General features: G+C 40.9%; 15 protein-coding genes. 9 read left to right on the top strand and 6 right to left on the bottom strand.

The window, feature by feature from the left end; genetic code table 11:
* The first annotated feature begins 6 nt into the window (after positions 1 to 6).
* The 8 genes from GSQ74_RS19120 to GSQ74_RS19085 all read left to right on the top strand — a co-directional run bounded on the left by GSQ74_RS19120 (position 7) and on the right by GSQ74_RS19085 (position 11,074).
* The gene (locus GSQ74_RS19120) at positions 7 to 945 is read left to right on the top strand and encodes a dihydrodipicolinate synthase family protein (protein WP_158995813.1); all 939 of its coding nucleotides are present in this window, start codon (positions 7 to 9) and stop codon (positions 943 to 945) included.
* Entirely contained in the window at positions 938 to 1,981 is a 1,044-nt protein-coding gene (pdxA, locus tag GSQ74_RS19115; RefSeq protein ID WP_158995812.1) for a 4-hydroxythreonine-4-phosphate dehydrogenase PdxA, read from the top strand. Before GSQ74_RS19120 ends, pdxA begins: the two co-directional genes overlap by 8 nt.
* Positions 1,981 to 3,138 carry a four-carbon acid sugar kinase family protein gene (locus tag GSQ74_RS19110; protein ID WP_158995811.1) on the top strand — a complete coding sequence of 386 codons (1,158 nt, stop codon included), beginning with the start codon at positions 1,981 to 1,983 and terminating at the stop codon, positions 3,136 to 3,138. Before pdxA ends, GSQ74_RS19110 begins: the two co-directional genes overlap by 1 nt.
* Before the next feature lie 23 nt (positions 3,139 to 3,161).
* Positions 3,162 to 4,724, top strand: coding sequence for a sodium:solute symporter (locus tag GSQ74_RS19105; protein ID WP_158995810.1), 1,563 nt, complete (start codon positions 3,162 to 3,164; stop codon positions 4,722 to 4,724).
* A gap of 335 nt (positions 4,725 to 5,059) precedes the next feature.
* Positions 5,060 to 6,169 (top strand): L-rhamnose/proton symporter RhaT, encoded by a 1,110-nt coding sequence (gene rhaT, locus GSQ74_RS19100; RefSeq protein WP_158995809.1) that lies wholly within the window; start codon positions 5,060 to 5,062, stop codon positions 6,167 to 6,169.
* A 37-nt stretch (positions 6,170 to 6,206) separates the two neighbouring features.
* Positions 6,207 to 8,327, top strand: a complete 2,121-nt coding sequence (locus GSQ74_RS19095) for a bifunctional aldolase/short-chain dehydrogenase (protein ID WP_158995808.1) — start codon at positions 6,207 to 6,209, stop codon at positions 8,325 to 8,327.
* Positions 8,328 to 8,418: 91 nt separating this feature from the next.
* Complete coding sequence (locus GSQ74_RS19090; protein ID WP_158995807.1) at positions 8,419 to 9,693, top strand: TIM barrel protein; 1,275 nt, start codon at positions 8,419 to 8,421, stop codon at positions 9,691 to 9,693.
* 1 nt (position 9,694) lies between these two features.
* Entirely contained in the window at positions 9,695 to 11,074 is a 1,380-nt protein-coding gene (locus tag GSQ74_RS19085) for an FGGY-family carbohydrate kinase (RefSeq protein ID WP_158995806.1), read from the top strand.
* Position 11,075: 1 nt separating this feature from the next.
* Here GSQ74_RS19085 and GSQ74_RS19080 read toward each other — a convergent pair whose 3' ends face one another.
* Positions 11,076 to 11,768, bottom strand: a complete 693-nt coding sequence (locus GSQ74_RS19080) for a DUF3826 domain-containing protein (protein ID WP_158995805.1) — start codon at positions 11,766 to 11,768, stop codon at positions 11,076 to 11,078.
* Between the two features lie 258 nt (positions 11,769 to 12,026).
* On the opposite strand from GSQ74_RS19080, the gene GSQ74_RS19075 reads away from it, so the two are divergent.
* Positions 12,027 to 13,481, top strand: coding sequence for a sialate O-acetylesterase (locus GSQ74_RS19075; protein ID WP_158995804.1), 1,455 nt, complete (start codon positions 12,027 to 12,029; stop codon positions 13,479 to 13,481).
* 7 nt (positions 13,482 to 13,488) lie between these two features.
* Here GSQ74_RS19075 and GSQ74_RS19070 read toward each other — a convergent pair whose 3' ends face one another.
* The 5 genes from GSQ74_RS19070 to GSQ74_RS19050 all read right to left on the bottom strand — a co-directional run.
* A complete protein-coding gene (locus tag GSQ74_RS19070) occupies positions 13,489 to 14,076 on the bottom strand; it encodes an LUD domain-containing protein (protein ID WP_158995803.1) in 588 nt (195 codons plus the stop codon).
* A 12-nt stretch (positions 14,077 to 14,088) separates the two neighbouring features.
* Complete coding sequence (locus GSQ74_RS19065; RefSeq protein WP_158996499.1) at positions 14,089 to 15,459, bottom strand: lactate utilization protein B; 1,371 nt, start codon at positions 15,457 to 15,459, stop codon at positions 14,089 to 14,091.
* Between the two features lie 41 nt (positions 15,460 to 15,500).
* Positions 15,501 to 16,235: a (Fe-S)-binding protein gene (locus GSQ74_RS19060; protein WP_158995802.1), complete on the bottom strand. Its 735-nt coding sequence runs from the start codon at positions 16,233 to 16,235 to the stop codon at positions 15,501 to 15,503.
* Between the two features lie 117 nt (positions 16,236 to 16,352).
* A complete protein-coding gene (locus GSQ74_RS19055; protein WP_158995801.1) occupies positions 16,353 to 17,372 on the bottom strand; it encodes a zinc-binding alcohol dehydrogenase family protein in 1,020 nt (339 codons plus the stop codon).
* A gap of 3 nt (positions 17,373 to 17,375) precedes the next feature.
* Positions 17,376 to 18,108, bottom strand: a 733-nt coding sequence (locus tag GSQ74_RS19050) for an amidohydrolase (protein ID WP_158995800.1), incomplete at its 5' end; no start/stop codon positions are given.

Here is an 18,108-nt window from a genome sequence, read left to right as displayed (position 1 = left end):
AACAGCATGAATAATAAACAAAAATATAAAGGAATTATAGTTCCGGCTGTTACGCCCCTAACTAAAAATCTGAAGCTGGATCACAGGGCGATAGAGAAAATGTTTCATTATTTTCATAAGAACCATGTTATGCCTTTTATAAACGGCACAACAGGTGAATCCACCTCTTTACCCTTCAGCCTTAAAAAAGAATATATAATCGCGGCATCAAAGTTAAAATCAAACAGGGATGTATTGTACGCTGGTATCAGCGCAAATTGCCTGGAAGAATCGGTAACGCTTGCAAAAATTGGCTTTGACAATGGCGTAGACGCTGTGGCTGCAACTTTGCCTTCTTATTACAACCTATCCGATTATCAAATGCTCACCTATTTTGAGCAATTGGCAAACCAAGTGCCCGGCCCGGTGATTATATACAATATTCCGGTTACAACCCGGATGTCTATCCCCTTAACCATAATTGATGAACTAAGTGCCCATGAAAATATCATCGGCACAAAAGATTCGGAACGTAGTGATGAAAGACTGAATGAATCCTTAATATTGTGGGCAGAGCGGGAAGATTTTTGTCACTTTTTAGGCTGGGCACCAAAATCAGCAAAAGCATTGATGAACGGTAGCGATGGCCTTGTGCCCAGTACCGGTAATATTTGCCCGCATATTTATGATGAATTGTACAAGGCTGTAAAAAGCGGCGATCACGACAAAGCACTGGAGCTTCAAAAGCTATCGGATATAATGGGCGATGTATACCAAAAAGGTAAGCTACTAGGCGAATCATTATGGGCGCTAAAAGTTTGCATGCAGGAACTTGGATTGTGTAATGAATTCGTAATGCCGCCGTTATATCCATTGGCGGATGAAGAGCGAAATAAAATACTTAAACACCTTCGCCATACTTTGGAGAAGGAAAATCTATTGATAAATAACGGAACTAATGTTTGATAAACCAATTGTTGGCATAACCATGGGCGATCCCGCGAGCATAGGCCCCGAGATAGCCATTAAAGCCTTACTTAACCAACACATATATGATATTTGCCGCCCACTGCTGGTAGGCGATGCAGATGTATTTAATGATATTATAAATCGCTTAAATCTTGATGCCAAAATCAACCCGATCAATAGCGTTAGTGATGCAAAGTTTGAGTTCGGAAATATAGATGTTTTTGATCTGCAAAATGTTAAATTAGATAAGCTGGTTTTCGGCGAGGTATCGGCGATGGCTGGTAATGCAGCTTTTGGTGCGGTACAAAAGGTTATTGAGCTGGCAATGGCTGGTAAAATTGACGCGACCGTTACCGGGCCTATCAATAAAAAATCAATAAACGAGGCTGGGCACCACTTTGCCGGGCATACTGAAATATATGCTCATTTTACCAATACCAGCAAGTACGCTATGCTATTGGTGGAGGATAATTTAAAAGTTATCCATGTATCTACCCATGTTTCCTTACGGCAAGCCTGCGACTTGGTAAAAAAGGAGAGAATACTAGAGGTTGTTGAGCTTTTATTTAACGGATTGATAAGCTTAGGCGAAACTAATCGTAAAATAGGCATAGCAGGTCTTAATCCGCATGCAGGTGATAGTGGCTTGTTTGGAACTGAAGATGCAGAAGAAATATTACCGGCTGTAGAAGAAGCCCGCTTACGTGGATACGATGTAGAGGGCCCTGTCCCACCGGATACTTTATTTGCCAAAGCGGCAACCGGTGCATATGGTGGCGTAGTGGCCATGTATCATGACCAGGGTCATATACCTTTTAAACTTTCGGGCTTTAAATGGGATCCGGAGAAAAAACAAATGGCTAGCGTTAAGGGTGTAAATATCACCTTAGGTTTGCCTATTATACGCACATCAGTTGACCACGGCACCGCGTTTGAAATAGCCGGCAAGGGGATAGCCAGCGCTGATGCCATGACACTAGCTATTGAATCTGCGGTTCAGTTGAGTACTTATAGAAAGCAAATTATAGTTTGATGATAGTTGTTATTGCAGATGATTTAACCGGTGCTGCCGAGTTAGGCGGCTTGGGGTTGAGATATAATTTGACTATAGAAATTGTAACGGCGATTAACGCGGTCTCAAAAGCGGACCTATTAATTATTGCTACTGATACACGCTCCATGCCCGAAGCAAATGCGCTAAAGGTGATGGAAACGGTAACAGCATTGATAAAAGACATCAATCCTGAAATCATCTTTAAAAAAGTAGATTCCGTTTTGCGCGGCTATGTGGTAAGTGAAATTAATGTGCACTTACAGCAATTAGGTTTAGAAAAAGCATTGCTGGTACCTGCGAATCCCGCATTTGGGCGTACATTAACCAATGGAAAATATTTTATCAATAATGAGCTTATACACTTAACCAGCTTTGCGCATGACCCGGAATTCCCGGTAACCAGCAGCAACGTACATCATATGTTAAGAGTAGATAAAGATGATTTATTTATAGGTAAATGTGATGCGGAAATACCCGAACAAGGCATAACCGTTGGTGAAAGCTTAACACAGGACGATTTAAGGCAATGGGTAAATAAAGCCGATAAAAAAACGCTTTTAGCAGGCGGAGCTGGTTTATTCATATCGTTACTGGAATCGCTTAAACAAAAACAGAAAACTGAGGCTGGTAAATATTCAGCTGAAGTTGAAACACCTGCCCTATTTGTGTGCGGAAGTACATACGACAAAAGCAGGAGATCAATTAAAAAAGTACTTGATAACGGCGGCCCGGTAAGCTACATGCCACTTGATATTGTGCTTTCTGTTAATCCAAGCGATGCACTTTTTGATGAATGGGCAAACGAAATTGTATCGTTATTAAATAAACACAAAAAAGCGATTATAGCAATTGATGTTAGCACCACCGAGGCCCATACAATAACTGCCGCGGGTTTGCGTGTTAAAAAAGCCATAGTTGTTGAAAAGGTATTTAAACAGGTAGCAATAAAAGAGTTACTTGTTGAAGGCGGTTCAACAGCAGCAGCTATTATAAACCGTTTAAATTTTGATAGATTTTTCCCGATAGGAGAACTTGGCCCGGGTGTAATTAAGATGAAGGTTGATGCCGTTGATGATCTTTTTTTAACACTTAAACCCGGCAGCTATGATTGGCCTGCTTATATCTGGAATTTCTAATATTCTTATCCTATATTCGATAAATGAATACAGCGCACCTGCATATTCCCGACTATATTATCATTGTTAGTTTTTTATGCATTACTGTATATTTCGGGTTCAGGTTTTCCAAAAAACAAAAAACAACCCAAAGCTATTTCGCGGCAAATGGTAAAATACCATCGTGGGCCATAGGGTTTTCTATACTGGCAACATTAATAAGCAGCATCACATTTTTGGCGTATCCCGGTGAAGGTTATTCATCTAATTGGATATTATTAGTACAGGGGATGATGGTGCCTATTGTGCTACTCAGCATGATATGGTTTATCGTTCCTTTATACCGGAAGGTCATCGGTTTAAGCACTTATGAGTATTTTGAAAAGCGTTTCGGCGTTTTTGCAAGATACTATAGCTCATTAGGTTTTGTGTTGACCCATTTCTCAAAAATGGGGACTGTATTTTTCCTTTTGGCGCTTGCGCTTGCCAATATGACGGGCGTAAATACCTTGATCATCATTTCAATAATTGGTGTGGTAATTATCATTCTTGCTTTGTTAGGCGGTATCGAGGCGGTGATATGGCTCGATGTGATACAAGGCTTTATGTTATTTGGCTGCGGTATCGCCTGCCTTGTCATGATCCTTTACTCGGTACATGGCGGCCCGGCCGAGGTATGGCGCATTGCCAAAGCGAATGGCCGAACCGGATTTGGGCCATACAATTTCGACCTAAAAAAACTTACGTTTATTGTAATGGCCATAAACGGTATATTTTATGGCATACAAAAATACGGTACAGATCAAACCATTGTGCAGCGTTACTTAACCGCAAAATCGGATAAATCGGCTATTAAGGCATCATTAATGGGTGTATTTTTATTGGTACCTGTATGGGCGTTATTTATGTTTATAGGCACTGCGCTTTTTGTTTATTTTAAACAAAACCCGTTACCCGCAGGCATACGCGCCGATGCCATTTTCCCTTATTTTATAGTTAGTAAAATACCTACGGGCGTTGTTGGGCTTATTATTGCTTCGCTGGTTTCTGCAGGGGTTTGTAGTTTAGGTGCCGATTTAAATTGCTTGGCAGCTGTTGGGGTTGAGGATTATTACAAACGCTTTTATCCAAACCGTACCGATAAAGAATATCTAAAAGCAGGCAAATGGATAGTTTTGTTTGCAGGAATTGGTTCGCTATTGATTGCCGCTTTATACCTTAATGCCGGTGAGGAAGGTGTGTTGGGCATTGTATTTACCTTATACGCCATCTTTTCAGGTGGGATTGCCGGTATATTTTTATTGGGTTTATTTAGCGCGCGGGCCAATCGGCAAGGCGTTACCATCGGCATAATTGCCTGTATTATTTTCACCGCCTACGCCTTTTTAACATCAACCAAAATAGGAACAGGCCACGAAAAACTCCTATTGCTCGACTTGGGCAAATACAACTTTACCCATAACAAATTGATGCTGGGCGTTTACAGCCATTTTGTGGTAATTATTATTGGATACGTTGCAAGCCTCTTCTTTCCTAAACCGATATTGAATAAAAATTTGTTGTATAGCGGCTGGTTGGAAACCAAACGGAATAAAAATGTACAATAGGCTAATAATTGCCAGATAATTATGAATATTTTATCTTAAAACCACTTTTTTTCTCAAAAACATGCATACCCTATGATAATATATCATAAAATAATGATAACCTTTCATCACAAATAAAACGCATATAATAATAGTTTTGGATAATATGAGAAAGAGTTTTTAAACAATTTTGGAATGTTTTTATAAACAAGTTAGATAGCACGACTGAGCGATTTATTAGGAAAACAATAATAATATTCATTTTATGGTATCCCTGTACAGTACAGTGCATAACAGTTGTTGATTTTTGATTTCCTAGATTAGTGGCGTTGTTTACCAATTAACCTATTATTTTCATGCAAGTTATTTTTGGTGTTATTTTTCACTTTATAGGCGGCTTTGCGTCGGGCAGTTTTTATATACCTTATAAAAAAGTAAAACGCTGGGCCTGGGAAAGCTACTGGATAGTCGGCGGTATTTTCTCCTGGCTGATTGTGCCACCACTTGCTGCATGGCTAACCATTCCACATTTTACCGAAATTATCCATGATACTAGTGGCAATATCTTATTGCTCACCTACTTTTTCGGCCTGCTTTGGGGCATTGGCGGGTTAACGTATGGTTTAGGTGTTCGCTACTTAGGCGTATCATTGGGCAGCACCATTATATTAGGTTTGTGCGCTGTATTTGGATCGCTGATTCCATCTGTATATTATAACTTCTTTCCAAAAGATGGCAAAGATTCGATAACCACTTTAGCAACCACCCATTGGGGGCAATTAGTATTATTGGGTATAGGATTAACCGTGGTTGGCATCGTCATTTGCGGCTGGGCAGGCACAATGAAAGAAAAAGAGCTTTCGGCAGGCAAGGCTGATGTGGAAGATAATAAAGACTACCGCTTTGGATTGGGCATAGCAGTAGCTATTGTATCAGGTGTGCTGAGTGCCTGCTTTAATTTTGGTATAGAAGCCGGTAAAACCATGGCTGACTCTGCCAATGCAATTTGGATGGCAGCTCATCACGGGCAAGGAAATTTCCTGTTTCAAAATAATGTAGTGTATATCATCATATTATGGGGTGGTTTAACCACCAACTTTATTTGGTGTATGGTGTTAAACGCCCGCAACAAAACCTTTGCCGATTATACCGATAAAAAAGCACCGCTGTTAAAAAACTACATCTTTTGCGCATTAGCGGGTACTACCTGGTTTTTGCAATTCTTCTTTTACGGTATGGGCGAAAGCAGAATGGGTAACGGCGCCAGTTCATGGATACTACACATGGCTTTTATCATCCTGATCGCAAACGCCTGGGGATTAGTATTAAAAGAATGGAAAGGTGTAAGCAAAAAAGCCCTTACAACCGTTATTATCGGTATACTGGTTATTATTCTTTCGGTTTTAATAGTAGGTAAAGGAAACTCTATTAAGGATAAGGAGATTACAGCAATTAATAGTAAATAATATCAAAATATAGTTCAACAATTCAATAGTAAAACATATGTCTACCAGCACAACACAATTTAAGCATGTAAGTTATTTATGGGATGATGCCAAAGCCGCCGAATTAGCGGGCGATGAGGTAGCATTACTTATCTACCGGTCGAACCTTTTAGGTACCGATTTACGCCTTACCAATTATGGCGGCGGAAATACTTCATGCAAGGTAATGGATAAAGATCCGTTAACAGGAAAAGAAGTGGAAGTAATGTGGATCAAAGGTTCTGGCGGTGATATCGGCACACTTAAAAAGAGCGGATTAGCTGCGTTATACGTTGATCGTTTAAGAAGTCTGAAAAATGTTTACCGCGGCATTGAATTTGAAGATGAGATGGTAGAACTGTTCAATCACAGCATCTTCGATTTGAACTCAAAAGCACCATCAATTGATACACCGCTGCACGGCTTTTTACCCTTTAAACATATTGACCACCTCCACCCTGACGCGGCTATTGCTATCGCGGCAGCAAAAGATGGTGAAAAGATAACTAAAGAATTATTTGGTGGTACTATAGGCTGGGTACACTGGCAGCGCCCAGGTTTTGATCTGGGTTTGCAACTCAAAGAATGCCTGGATAATAACCCCGGGATTCGTGGTATCATGTTAGGCTCACATGGTTTATTTACCTGGGGTGATACCGCTTACGAAAGCTATATCAACACCTTAGAGGTAATAGAAAAATGTGCCGAGTATTTAGAAGAAAATTATAAAAAGAAAGGTGCGGCATTCGGTGGCAAAAAGATCGACAGTTTGCCTGAAGCCGATCGTAAAAAGCAGGCGGTAGCCTTAGCACCTATCCTGCGTGGTTTTTGCTCCTCAAAAACCCAAATGATCGGTCATTTTACCGATGATGCCCGTGTACTGGAATACATCAACTCCAATGATCTGGAGCGCCTGGCACCACTGGGAACCAGCTGCCCGGATCACTTTTTGCGCACCAAGATCAGTCCGCTGGTATTGGAAATAAAAGCAGGGGATGATCTGTCGGATGTTGACGCGATCAAAGCAAAACTAACCCCTGCATTCGAAGCCTACCGCAAAATGTACGAGGATTATTACAATACCTGCAAACATCTAAACAGCCCTGCTATACGTGATGCTAACCCGGTAGTTATTTTATACCCAGGTGTTGGTATGTTCACGTTTGCTAAAGACAAACAAACTGCGCGTGTGGCCGCTGAGTTTTATATCAACGCCATCAATGTAATGAAAGGTGCTGAGGCTATTTCTGAATACACTTCTCTGCCTCGCCAGGAAGCTTTTGATATTGAGTATTGGCTATTGGAAGAAGCGAAACTATCGCGTATGCCAAAACCAAAAGCGTTATCGGGCCGTGTGGCTTTAATTACCGGCAGCGCAGGCGGGATTGGTAAAGCTATCGCCAAAAAGTTTGTGGAAGAAGGTGCCGTAGTGGTGTTAAATGACATGAACGCCGAACGCTTACAAAGCGCAGGTGAAGAATTTAAACAAGCTTATGGTAAAGATGCCTACACCACCGCTACTTTAGATGTAACCAAAGCAGAAGAGATACAGGAAGCCATAGCGACAGCCATATTGGCTTTTGGCGGAGTGGATTTGATTGTAAACAACGCGGGATTATCTATCTCTAAAACAATTGCAGATCATACCGAGAAAGACTGGGATCTGTTGTACGATGTGTTGGTAAAAGGCCAGTTCCTGGTTACCCAAGCAGCGGTAGCGGTCATGAAGAAACAGGCTATTGGTGGCGACATCATCAACATTGTAAGTAAAAATGCCTTAGTAAGCGGACCGAACAATGCAGGTTATGGCAGCGCGAAAGCGGCACAGCTGCATTTGAGTCGATTAAATGCCGCTGAATTGGGTCCTGACCATATCCGTGTAAATGTCATCAACCCGGATGCAGTGATCAGCGATAGTAATATATGGGCTGGTGGTTGGGCCGAAGGCCGTGCCAAAGCTTATGGCATTACCGTTGCCGAATTGCCAGCCTACTACGCCAAAAGAACATTATTAAACGAGATTATTTTACCTGTTGATATTGCCAACGCCTGCTTTGCTTTAACGGGTGGCTTGTTAAACAAATCAACTGGAAATGTGATCAATGTAGATGGCGGTGTAGCTGCAGGATTTGTAAGATAATTCAAGCCAAAAGTATAAAGTTGAAAGGCGAAAGCTAAAAACGATAAACCAATAAGGCCGGCTAACCACCGGCCTACCAAATTATACCGAGATGCAAATAGAAAAATATACTGTTGATGAGTTGAACCATCAGCAATCAAAAAAGCACCAACTCAGGTTTGAAGGCATTGCCACTGATATAAACAACGTTGAGGAAGTATTACAAAAATTAAGTGTATTTAACATCGCTATACCAAGTTGGGCTTTGGGTACAGGTGGCACCCGTTTTGGCCGTTTTTCCGGAGGAGGTGAACCACGCAGTTTAGAAGAAAAAATTGAAGATGTTGGTGTTATTCACGCGCTGAATAAATCCAGCAATTCCATATCGCTGCATATCCCATGGGATATCCCTGATAATGCAGCTGCTATTAAAGCATTAGCTGCGCAGAATGGTTTGCACTTCGACGCGGTAAACTCCAATACTTTTCAGGATCAAAAAGATCAAAAACTAAGCTACAAATTTGGCTCATTGCACCATGTAGACAAAGCTGTTCGTAAACAGGCTATTGAACATAATATCGAGGTGATCAAATACGGTAAGCAATTGGATTCCAAAGCATTGTCGGTTTGGTTATCAGATGGGTCAAATTTCCCGGGACAACTTAACTTCCGTAAAGCATTCCAAAATACATTGGAAAGCCTACAGGAAATTTATGCGGCTTTGCCGGATGATTGGAAAGTTTGGGTGGAGTATAAACCTTATGAGCCTAATTTCTACTCAACCACCATTGGTGATTGGGGACAGTCTTACTTACTATCATCCAAATTAGGCCCAAAAGCACAAACATTGGTTGATCTGGGCCATCATTTGCAAGGCACCAATATCGAACAGATCGTTTCCTTATTATTAATGGAAGGCAAATTGGCCGGTTTCCATTTCAACGATTCTAAATATGGGGATGATGATTTGACCGTAGGCAGCATCAACCCTTACCAGTTGTTCCTGATATTCAATGAGCTGGTGGAAGGCATGGATGCCCGTGGAATGGATCACGCGACTTCTATTGGTTGGATGATCGATGCATCGCACAACGTAAAAGATCCTATTGAAGACTTGCTACAATCGGTACAGGCCATTAAAATAGCTTATGCGCAGGCTTTGTTAGTAGATAAAGCTGCTTTAGTAGCTGCTCAAAACAATAACGATGTAGCATTGGCTCAGGAAATATTACAACAGGCTTATCGTACCGATGTACGCTCGCTCGTATCAGAAGCGTCACTACGCAATGGTGGTGCTTTAGACCCTATTGGCGCATATCGCAAGTTGAATATAAGAGAACACCTGATAAAAGAACGTGGATTAAAAACTGTAGCCACAGGATTATAAAATGAGCGCCATACCTGTAATAGCCATATTTGATGTGGGTAAAACTAACAAAAAGCTTTTCCTTTTTGATGAGAACTACCATATTGTTTATGAAAAATCAGCACGTTTTATTGAAACAGTTGATGAGGATGGCGATCCATGTGAGAATTTGGAAAGCCTGGAATTATCGGTATTTGACTCACTTCGCGAAGTATTTAAATTAACCGAGTTTGAGGTAAAGGCGATCAACTTCTCCACCTATGGGGCAAGTTTTGTACATATAAATGCAGCCGGTAAGCCGGTTGCACCTTTATACAATTACCTCAAAGAGTTTCCGGAGGACCTGAAAGAAAAGTTCTATAAAACTTATGGCGGAGAAACCAAACTTGCACGAGAAACCTGCTCACCAGTATTGGGAAACTTAAACTCGGGAATGCAGTTATATCGCATCAAACATAAAAACCCGCAACTGTTCAATCAAATACAATACAGCCTTCACCTGCCGCAATACTTAAGCTATCTGCTATCCGGCGTACCTTGTACTGACATTACCAGTATCGGCTGCCATACCGGTTTATGGGACTTTGAAAAAAACGATTACCATTATTGGGTTTCTGCGGAAGGCCTTACCGAAAAATTCGCTCCCATTATACCATCAAACGGCACATTTTCGGCAAATAAATTGGGCAATGGCATACCGGTAGGCGTTGGTTTGCATGATAGTTCTGCCGCGCTTATACCCTACCTGGTTAATTTTAGCGAGCCATTCATATTGATTAGTACAGGCACCTGGTGTATCAGCTTAAATCCGTTTAATCACTCGCCTATTACCGATGATGAGCTGGCTAACGATTGCCTTTGTTATATGCAATACAAAGGATCACCGGTAAAAGCATCCCGCTTATTTGCCGGTAACGAACACGAATTACAAGTAAAGCGTATCGCTTCACATTTCAATGTAAATACATCCATATTGAAACATGTGGAATATGACCCCATTACGATCAATAAATTAACGGATCATAGCGATAACCAAATTCAGAGCTCGAGACATCAGTCTGCGTTCGTTAACCGTGATCTTAGTGCGTTTGCAAATTATACCGAAGCCTATCACCAGCTAATTATTGATATTATGGAACAGCAATATCAATCGACCAAGCTTGCGTTAAAAGGCACTAAGGTAAATCGTATATTTGTAGATGGCGGGTTCAGTAAAAATTCAATCTATATGAATCTACTGGCCAAAGCATTTCCTGAACTTGAAGTATTTGCAGCATCAATGGCGCAGGCTACAGCAGTTGGAGCTGCCATAGCCATACACCGAAATTGGAACAGTAAAACATTACCTGCGGATATCATCGAATTGAAATACTATTCAACGCCGCAGCATACTGCCATATAAATTATTCTTTATCTGTAGTAGCTGGAGTTTTATCACCTGCATTTTTTTTCGCGATTTGCTGATCAGCATACGCTTTAAACATCGCTTTCCAGTTTCTGCCGTTATTTGTAAAATACTCTTCTATCTTGGTTTTATAGATCTTGAAAACCAATGAAATCTCATCTATATTTTTATAATCAATAGCCTGCTCACGTGCCAGTTTAAGGTTGGTTAATACAAATGCTTCTTCTACCGGGGTTATGTTCGGTACAATACTTTTATAACCGTTCATAGTAAAAGCTACTTTCCCGATAGTGTATTTATCGAGTATCAGTTCTATCTGTTCATCTGTCAAATATTGGTGCAGGCCAGCCATCAAGGTTTCGTGAACAGTTTTAGGGATTGTAGAATCGATAATAAACTGACGATCGAGTTTACTAAAGGCTTTGCCCGTAGCTGGATTAAGGCCCTCAGGTACTAAAGTGTAATCATGCGCATTATGCCAGTCCATCACCGTGCTAAGATGGGCCTTGATCAGATCGGTTACGTTTAACGCCTTCGCGGTATCATCCAAATGAAGCGCCGCTACAAATTGAGTTGCTTTTGAAGTAGGATCTGATTTTGACTTCTGTTTTCCCCCATCGACGTTTTGCGCCATACAGTTAACGGAAAACATGAGTACAATAAGTCCTGTAAAAAGGGAATTAGCTTTCATGAATTTAATTTAAAGGTTATATGCTATTGGTTAATGGTTACCCGTGTTTATTATCGTAAAGTTATTTACAATTACCACCTTAAATTAAAATACATTATCCAATGAATGTACAATCTTATCTTGTTGTAAACCATTACATCAACAATCAAAAAAAGATAATTTATATTTGAAACAAGGCAACAAATTATAGCTTCTCTGAGGATATAATTCGCGATAAGAGTTGCCAAAAACCAATATAAATTATCAATCAAACAACAAATGAGGTCTCGATATTTAGTACTATCTGTTAGCGCGTTTTTATGTTTTATAACTTTATGTAATAAGTCGAATGCCCAGATAAAACTGGCCAACTTATTTACCGACGACATGGTTTTACAGCAGCAGGCTTATGTACCTGTTTGGGGTTGGGACAAGGCCGGAAGCCATATTTCCGTATCAACCACATGGGATAAGAAAATATATCATACCGTGACTGATGCCGCGGGAAGATTTATGGTAAAAATTGCTACACCTGTTGCTGGTGGCCCATTTAAGGTAATAGTGAGTGATGGAAAACCGCTAATATTGAACGATGTATTAATTGGAGAGGTTTGGGTATGCACGGGGCAATCCAATATGGAAATACCAATGAAGGGTTATAAAAGTCAGCCGATATTAAATTCAAACGAAGCGATATTAAATTCAACCAATCCAAATATCCGTTTGTTCACCGTACCAAGAGGATCAAAAACAACTTTGCAGCAGGACATTAAACAAAGCCATTGGTTAGCTGCATCACCCGAGAGTGTTGCAAAGTTTAGCGCTACAGGTTATTACTTTGGCAGATTACTTAGCAAAATGTTAAACGTTCCAATCGGATTGATCAGTTGTAATTATGCCGGATCATCTATACAAGCCTGGATGGACCCGGAAACATTAAAAGCATTTCCAGAGATAAAGATCCCTACCTCTACCGACTCTATTAAAGAAGTAAGCCGCACACCGACTACACTTTACAATGCCATGCTGCAACCCATCATAGGGTTTGGCATTAAGGGTACTATCTGGTACCAGGGTGAATCAAACTATGATAACCCGGCGCAGTATGATTCGCTGTTTGTTACGTTTGTGAAAACCTTACGTACCAAATGGGGAATGGGTGATTTTCCATTTTATTACGCGCAGATAGCGCCTTATGATTATGCACAGCTGCCGCCTTATAACAAAGGAGGCAAATATAACTCTGCATTTTTGCGGGATGTGCAGCGTTTGGACGAGGACAAGATACCTAATGCAGGTATGGCTGTATTAATGGATATAGGTGAACAAGCCACCATTCACCCACCACGCAAGCAACAAGCTGGCGAACGCTTAGCATATTTGGCGCTGGGAAAAACCTATAACTTCAAAGGATTTGGCTATCAGAGCCCCGCTTATGATTCCTTTACTTTAAAAGGAAGCACTGCTGTCATTAAATTTAAAAATGCCGCTAATGGGCTTACATCCTTTTTAAAGGAAATAAATACTTTTGAAATCTCGGGTGCTGATAAACATTTTTATCCTGCAAAGGCAAAAATAACCGGCGGCTCAGTAACCGTTAGCAGCGATATGGTAAAAGAACCTGTAGCTGTAAGGTATGCCTTTAAAGATTTTGTTGTTGGCGATTTGTTTGGTACCGATGGATTACCGGTATCATCGTTCCGTACTGATGATTGGGATTATAATGTGCAATAGGGGGATGTTAGCTCATTAAAAATATCGTCATACTACGGGAACCATGAGCGCCAAGCACCAGCGACTGCTCAATATCAGCCGTTTTAGATGGGCCCGCTATGAATGTAGCAAAGCCATAATCAGTTGAACCTATTTTATTGTAAGCGTAGTGCATAGTCGGTACTATATCTTTTTGACTTACAATTACTGCCAAATGTTGGGTGATAAAAGGTAAAACACGTATGCGTATCTTGTCTTCGCTAACCCATATCGCGCCATTCTCAGCAACAGCTAAACCTGCTTCTATTATCGCGTAGTCAACATTTTCCAGTGAATGTGGGTTAGCGCTGTTATCTCCTATATATTCTGCAACATCTCCAAGCTGCGAAACAGTCGTTATTTTGCGAGATGGCTGCTCGAAGTTTTCCGCTATAAAAGCCTTAATACCAGCATGATTTTCAACCGCGATTACCTGACCGCCGATTGCGGTTAACGCCGCAATAAACTTTTCGGATATATCAACATCTTCCTGAAGCAAGAAATCAACATCCGGCAAAGTTGTCAGCTCCGGTTGGTTGGTTTTAACAGCTGATAATATCTTTTCTCTGCTAGTCATACTTCTAATTAATTACTTTCTGTTCTTTTTATACCATTCGCCGAACGATTCTTTTGGAGGCTCGGGCATATCGCGGTGTTTATACCACGGGTTTAATTTGTTGTTTACCATAAACGGCGCATATTTTAAAACCATACGACCAGCTTTTCCAGCAGTGTGATATGCTGTGGGTGATGATAAAGTCCAGTCCATGATTTTCATAGATGCCGTTTTAGCCGCAGGCACGTAACCGTTCTTTACAATCACTTGCCGCCATTTATACAATTGTTGGTGGATGTCAATTTTTACCGGGCAAACATTTGTGCAGGAACCACATAAAGTTGATGCGAATGGCAGATCGGCATATTTTTCCATATCGAGGTTTGGTGCCAGGATTGAACCTATCGGCCCCGATATGGCATTATGATAACTATGCCCACCACTACGTCGATAAACCGGGCAAGTATTCATACAAGCTCCGCAACGAATACATTTTAAGGAGTTCCTGAAAGCTTCGCGACCTAGTTGTATGCTGCGGCCATTATCAACAATGATAATGTGCATCTCTTTGCCTTTATTCGGCCTTTTAAAGTGGCTGGAATAAGTTGTTATCGGCTGTCCGGTTGCGCTGCGTGTAAGCAGGCGCAGAAAAACGCCAAGATGCTTTCTTTCAGGGATGATCTTTTCTATACCCATGCTGGCGATGTGTACATCGGCAAGGTGTGCGCCCATATCTGCATTGCCTTCGTTAGTGCAAACCACAAATTCGCCAGTTTCGGCAATAGCGAAGTTTACGCCTGTTAAAGCAGCTCTCCGGGTTAAAAAAGTATCTCTTAGATGCTGCCTTGCTGTTTCAGTTAAAAATTGCGGATCAGCATTACCAGCGGGTGTACCCAAGTGCTGATGGAACAGCTCGCCTATTTCTTCTTTTTTCTTGTGGATACAGGGTAACACGATATGGCTGGGCATCTCTTTTGCCAACTGAACAATACGTTCCCCCAAATCAGAGTCAATAACATTGATCCCATTTTCTTCAAGAAAATCATTTAAATGGCATTCTTCGGTAAGCATTGATTTGCTTTTTACCATCTGGCCGATAGAATGCTTTCTTAATATAGAAAGTACTATTTGGTTATGTTCTTTAGCATCGGCTGCCCAATGTACAATTATGCCATTTGATAAGGCATTGCTTTCAAACTGTTGCAAATAATTGCTAAGGTTTGAAAGGACGTTATGTTTAATTTGCGAAGCCGTTTCGCGCAACTCTTCCCAATTGTTTATTTTATTTACCGCGACATCCCTCTTTGATCTTATCCACCACAGGGTTTCATCATGCCAGTCTACACGCGCTTCATCGTTATTAAAAACTTCGGCTAAGTCCGCATGATTGGTTGTATTTTGAATTTCGCTCAATGTCGTTTCGTTAATTGTTATTTCGATCTTACCTATTCACCGTTCAGAATTTCAGCTATGTGTAATACTTTCACTTTGCTACCTTGCCTGTGCAATATTCCTTCCATGTGCATTAAACACGACATATCAACGCCGGTAATGTACTCAGCGCCGTTATGCAGATGATCCTCTACCCTATCTTTTCCCATTTTGGATGATACAGCCTCTTCTGCAACGCAAAAAGTACCACCAAAGCCGCAGCATTCGTCTTTACGGTTTAAATGTACAAGTTCAATATCCTTTACCATATTTAGCAGGCTTCCCGGCTTTGAAAATTCAGGGGCTACCAACTCGGTCATTTGCGAAAGGTGCAATCCACGCTGACCGTGACAACTTTGGTGTACACCAACTTTATGCGGAAAACGAGCGGGTAGAGATTTAACTTTTAACACATCCGTTAAAAAGGAAGTAAACTCGTAAAGCTTATTGCTGAGTGTGGTCGCTATTTCAGGATTATCATGATTGTGCAGATGCTCTTTTAAATGCAGCACACAACTGCCAGAAGGGCCTACTACATAATCAAAACCACTAAAGTTTTTGATGAACAGATCATTGCAGCCACCCGTTAAATGCTCAAATCCTGAGTTTGCCATGGGTTGCCCGCAACAGGTTTGATTTTTGGGATAAACAACATCAACCCCTAATTTTTCCAGCAATTGCAGGCATGCTATCGCCGCACCGGGATAAAATTGATCGACATAACAAGGAATAAACAGACCTACCTTCATATAATGCTTAAATAGTACAAAAAAATTATCATAGGTTTATATACCCACGCAAGTACTGCATAATTTGGCCGTGAATATTATAGGTTATTAGCTAAATCGTCGCCAATTTTAGCAAAACTACTTATCCATCGAAACCATTGCTTTTATTACTTGGGTTTCCGGCTTTAACCAACTTTCAAAATCATGTTCAACCTGGTTAAATGTTACCCGGTGAGTAATATAATTTAAAGGACTGATAACCCCTTTTTTGATAGCGTTAATTACCTGCTCAAAATCAACAACAGTAGCGTTTCTGCTGCTCATTAACGTTGCTTCCCGTTTGTGAAATTCAGGGTGACTAAAACAGATCTCACCTTTCTGCAGCCCGATTAAAACATAGCGGCCGCCATGCGCCAGATATTGAAAAGCATTGTTAATAGCTTTAAGATTACCTGTAGCATCAATAACTACTGTGGGCATATCACCATTAGTAATTTCCTTTAACTGCTCCAGAACATCACCTGATAATGCGTTAACAGCATAGTCTACTTTAATTACATCCCGGCAAAAGTTAAGGCGTTCTTCATTAACATCTAGCGCTATTACCTTAGCGCCTGCTATCCGGGCAAATTCCATAGTCCCTAATCCAATAGGGCCAGCGCCAATTACCAGCACATACTCACCTGGTTTAATACCGGCACGTCTTACCCCATGAGCGCCAATGGCCAATGGCTCAACCAATGCCAGCTCTTCAAAACCAAGCTGTTCCCCATGTATTAACGTATGCGAAGGAACCATAAGATACTCGGTCATCCCACCATCCACATGCACACCGCAAACTTGCATATTAACACAGCAATTAGTATTACCCATACGACAGGCGATACAATGCCCGCAGTTAAAATACGGAATAAAAGTCACCTTCTCATTAATATAAAAACCGGGTGCGTTATCAAATTCAACTAATTCACCCGACAGTTCGTGCCCCAATACACGTGGATAGTTAAAATATGGTTGTGTACCTTCAAACGCGTGTAAATCAGTACCGCAAATGCCTATTCTTTTAACCTTAATTATCGCATGATCTGGTTTCAAAACCGGTTTTTCTCTCTCCACATAGCTGAACTTTCCCGGTTCAACGCATATTAATGTTTGCATCTTTTATATATTATAAAACTCAGTGGCGTTTCCGCCAAAAAAAGCTTGTTGTTCCGTTTGGCCAAAAGCCGAAAAATAATCTTTAACAATATTTACCACCTGCCCGTAATCAGCAGCTACCTTGCAAACCGGCCAATCTGATCCATACATCAATCGGTTAGTGCCAAAACTATTGGTAACTACCTCCAGGTAATTATTAAAATCAGCAGGTTGCCAGTGTTCCCAATCGGCCTCCGTAACCATACCTGATACCTTACAATAGACATTCTCAAACGCAGCAATGGCTTTAATATCTTTTTCCCAATCTTTCAGTTCTTGTTGTTTGATATTTGGCTTCGCGATATGGTCAATTACAAAACGTTGATCGGGGAATTGAATCACAAATTCTGCTGTATATTTAAGTTGATCAGGCAGAATCAAAATATCATAGGTATAACCGTATTTTTTCAGCAGGCTGATACCATTTAAAAACGCTGGTCGTAACATAAAATCTCGCTGAGATTCTCCCTGCAAAATATGACGGAAGCCTTTCAGCTTTTCGAATTGCTGATAATAGTCTAAACGTTCCTCAATTTGTGGCGATTGTAAATCAACCCACCCTACTACACCTTTTATGAAACTATGGCTATCAGCGTTAGCTAATTGAAATTCATTTTCCTGTTCTGATTGATGGGATTGAACAGTGATGCAACCATCAAACCCATTCGCTTTTAAAATCGGGGCAAGATCTTCTGGT

Origin of the sequence: Mucilaginibacter sp. L196 (genome assembly GCF_009765905.1) — a bacterium.
Lineage (GTDB): Bacteria > Bacteroidota > Bacteroidia > Sphingobacteriales > Sphingobacteriaceae > Mucilaginibacter.
This window is presented reverse-complemented; position numbering and strand designations above follow the sequence as displayed.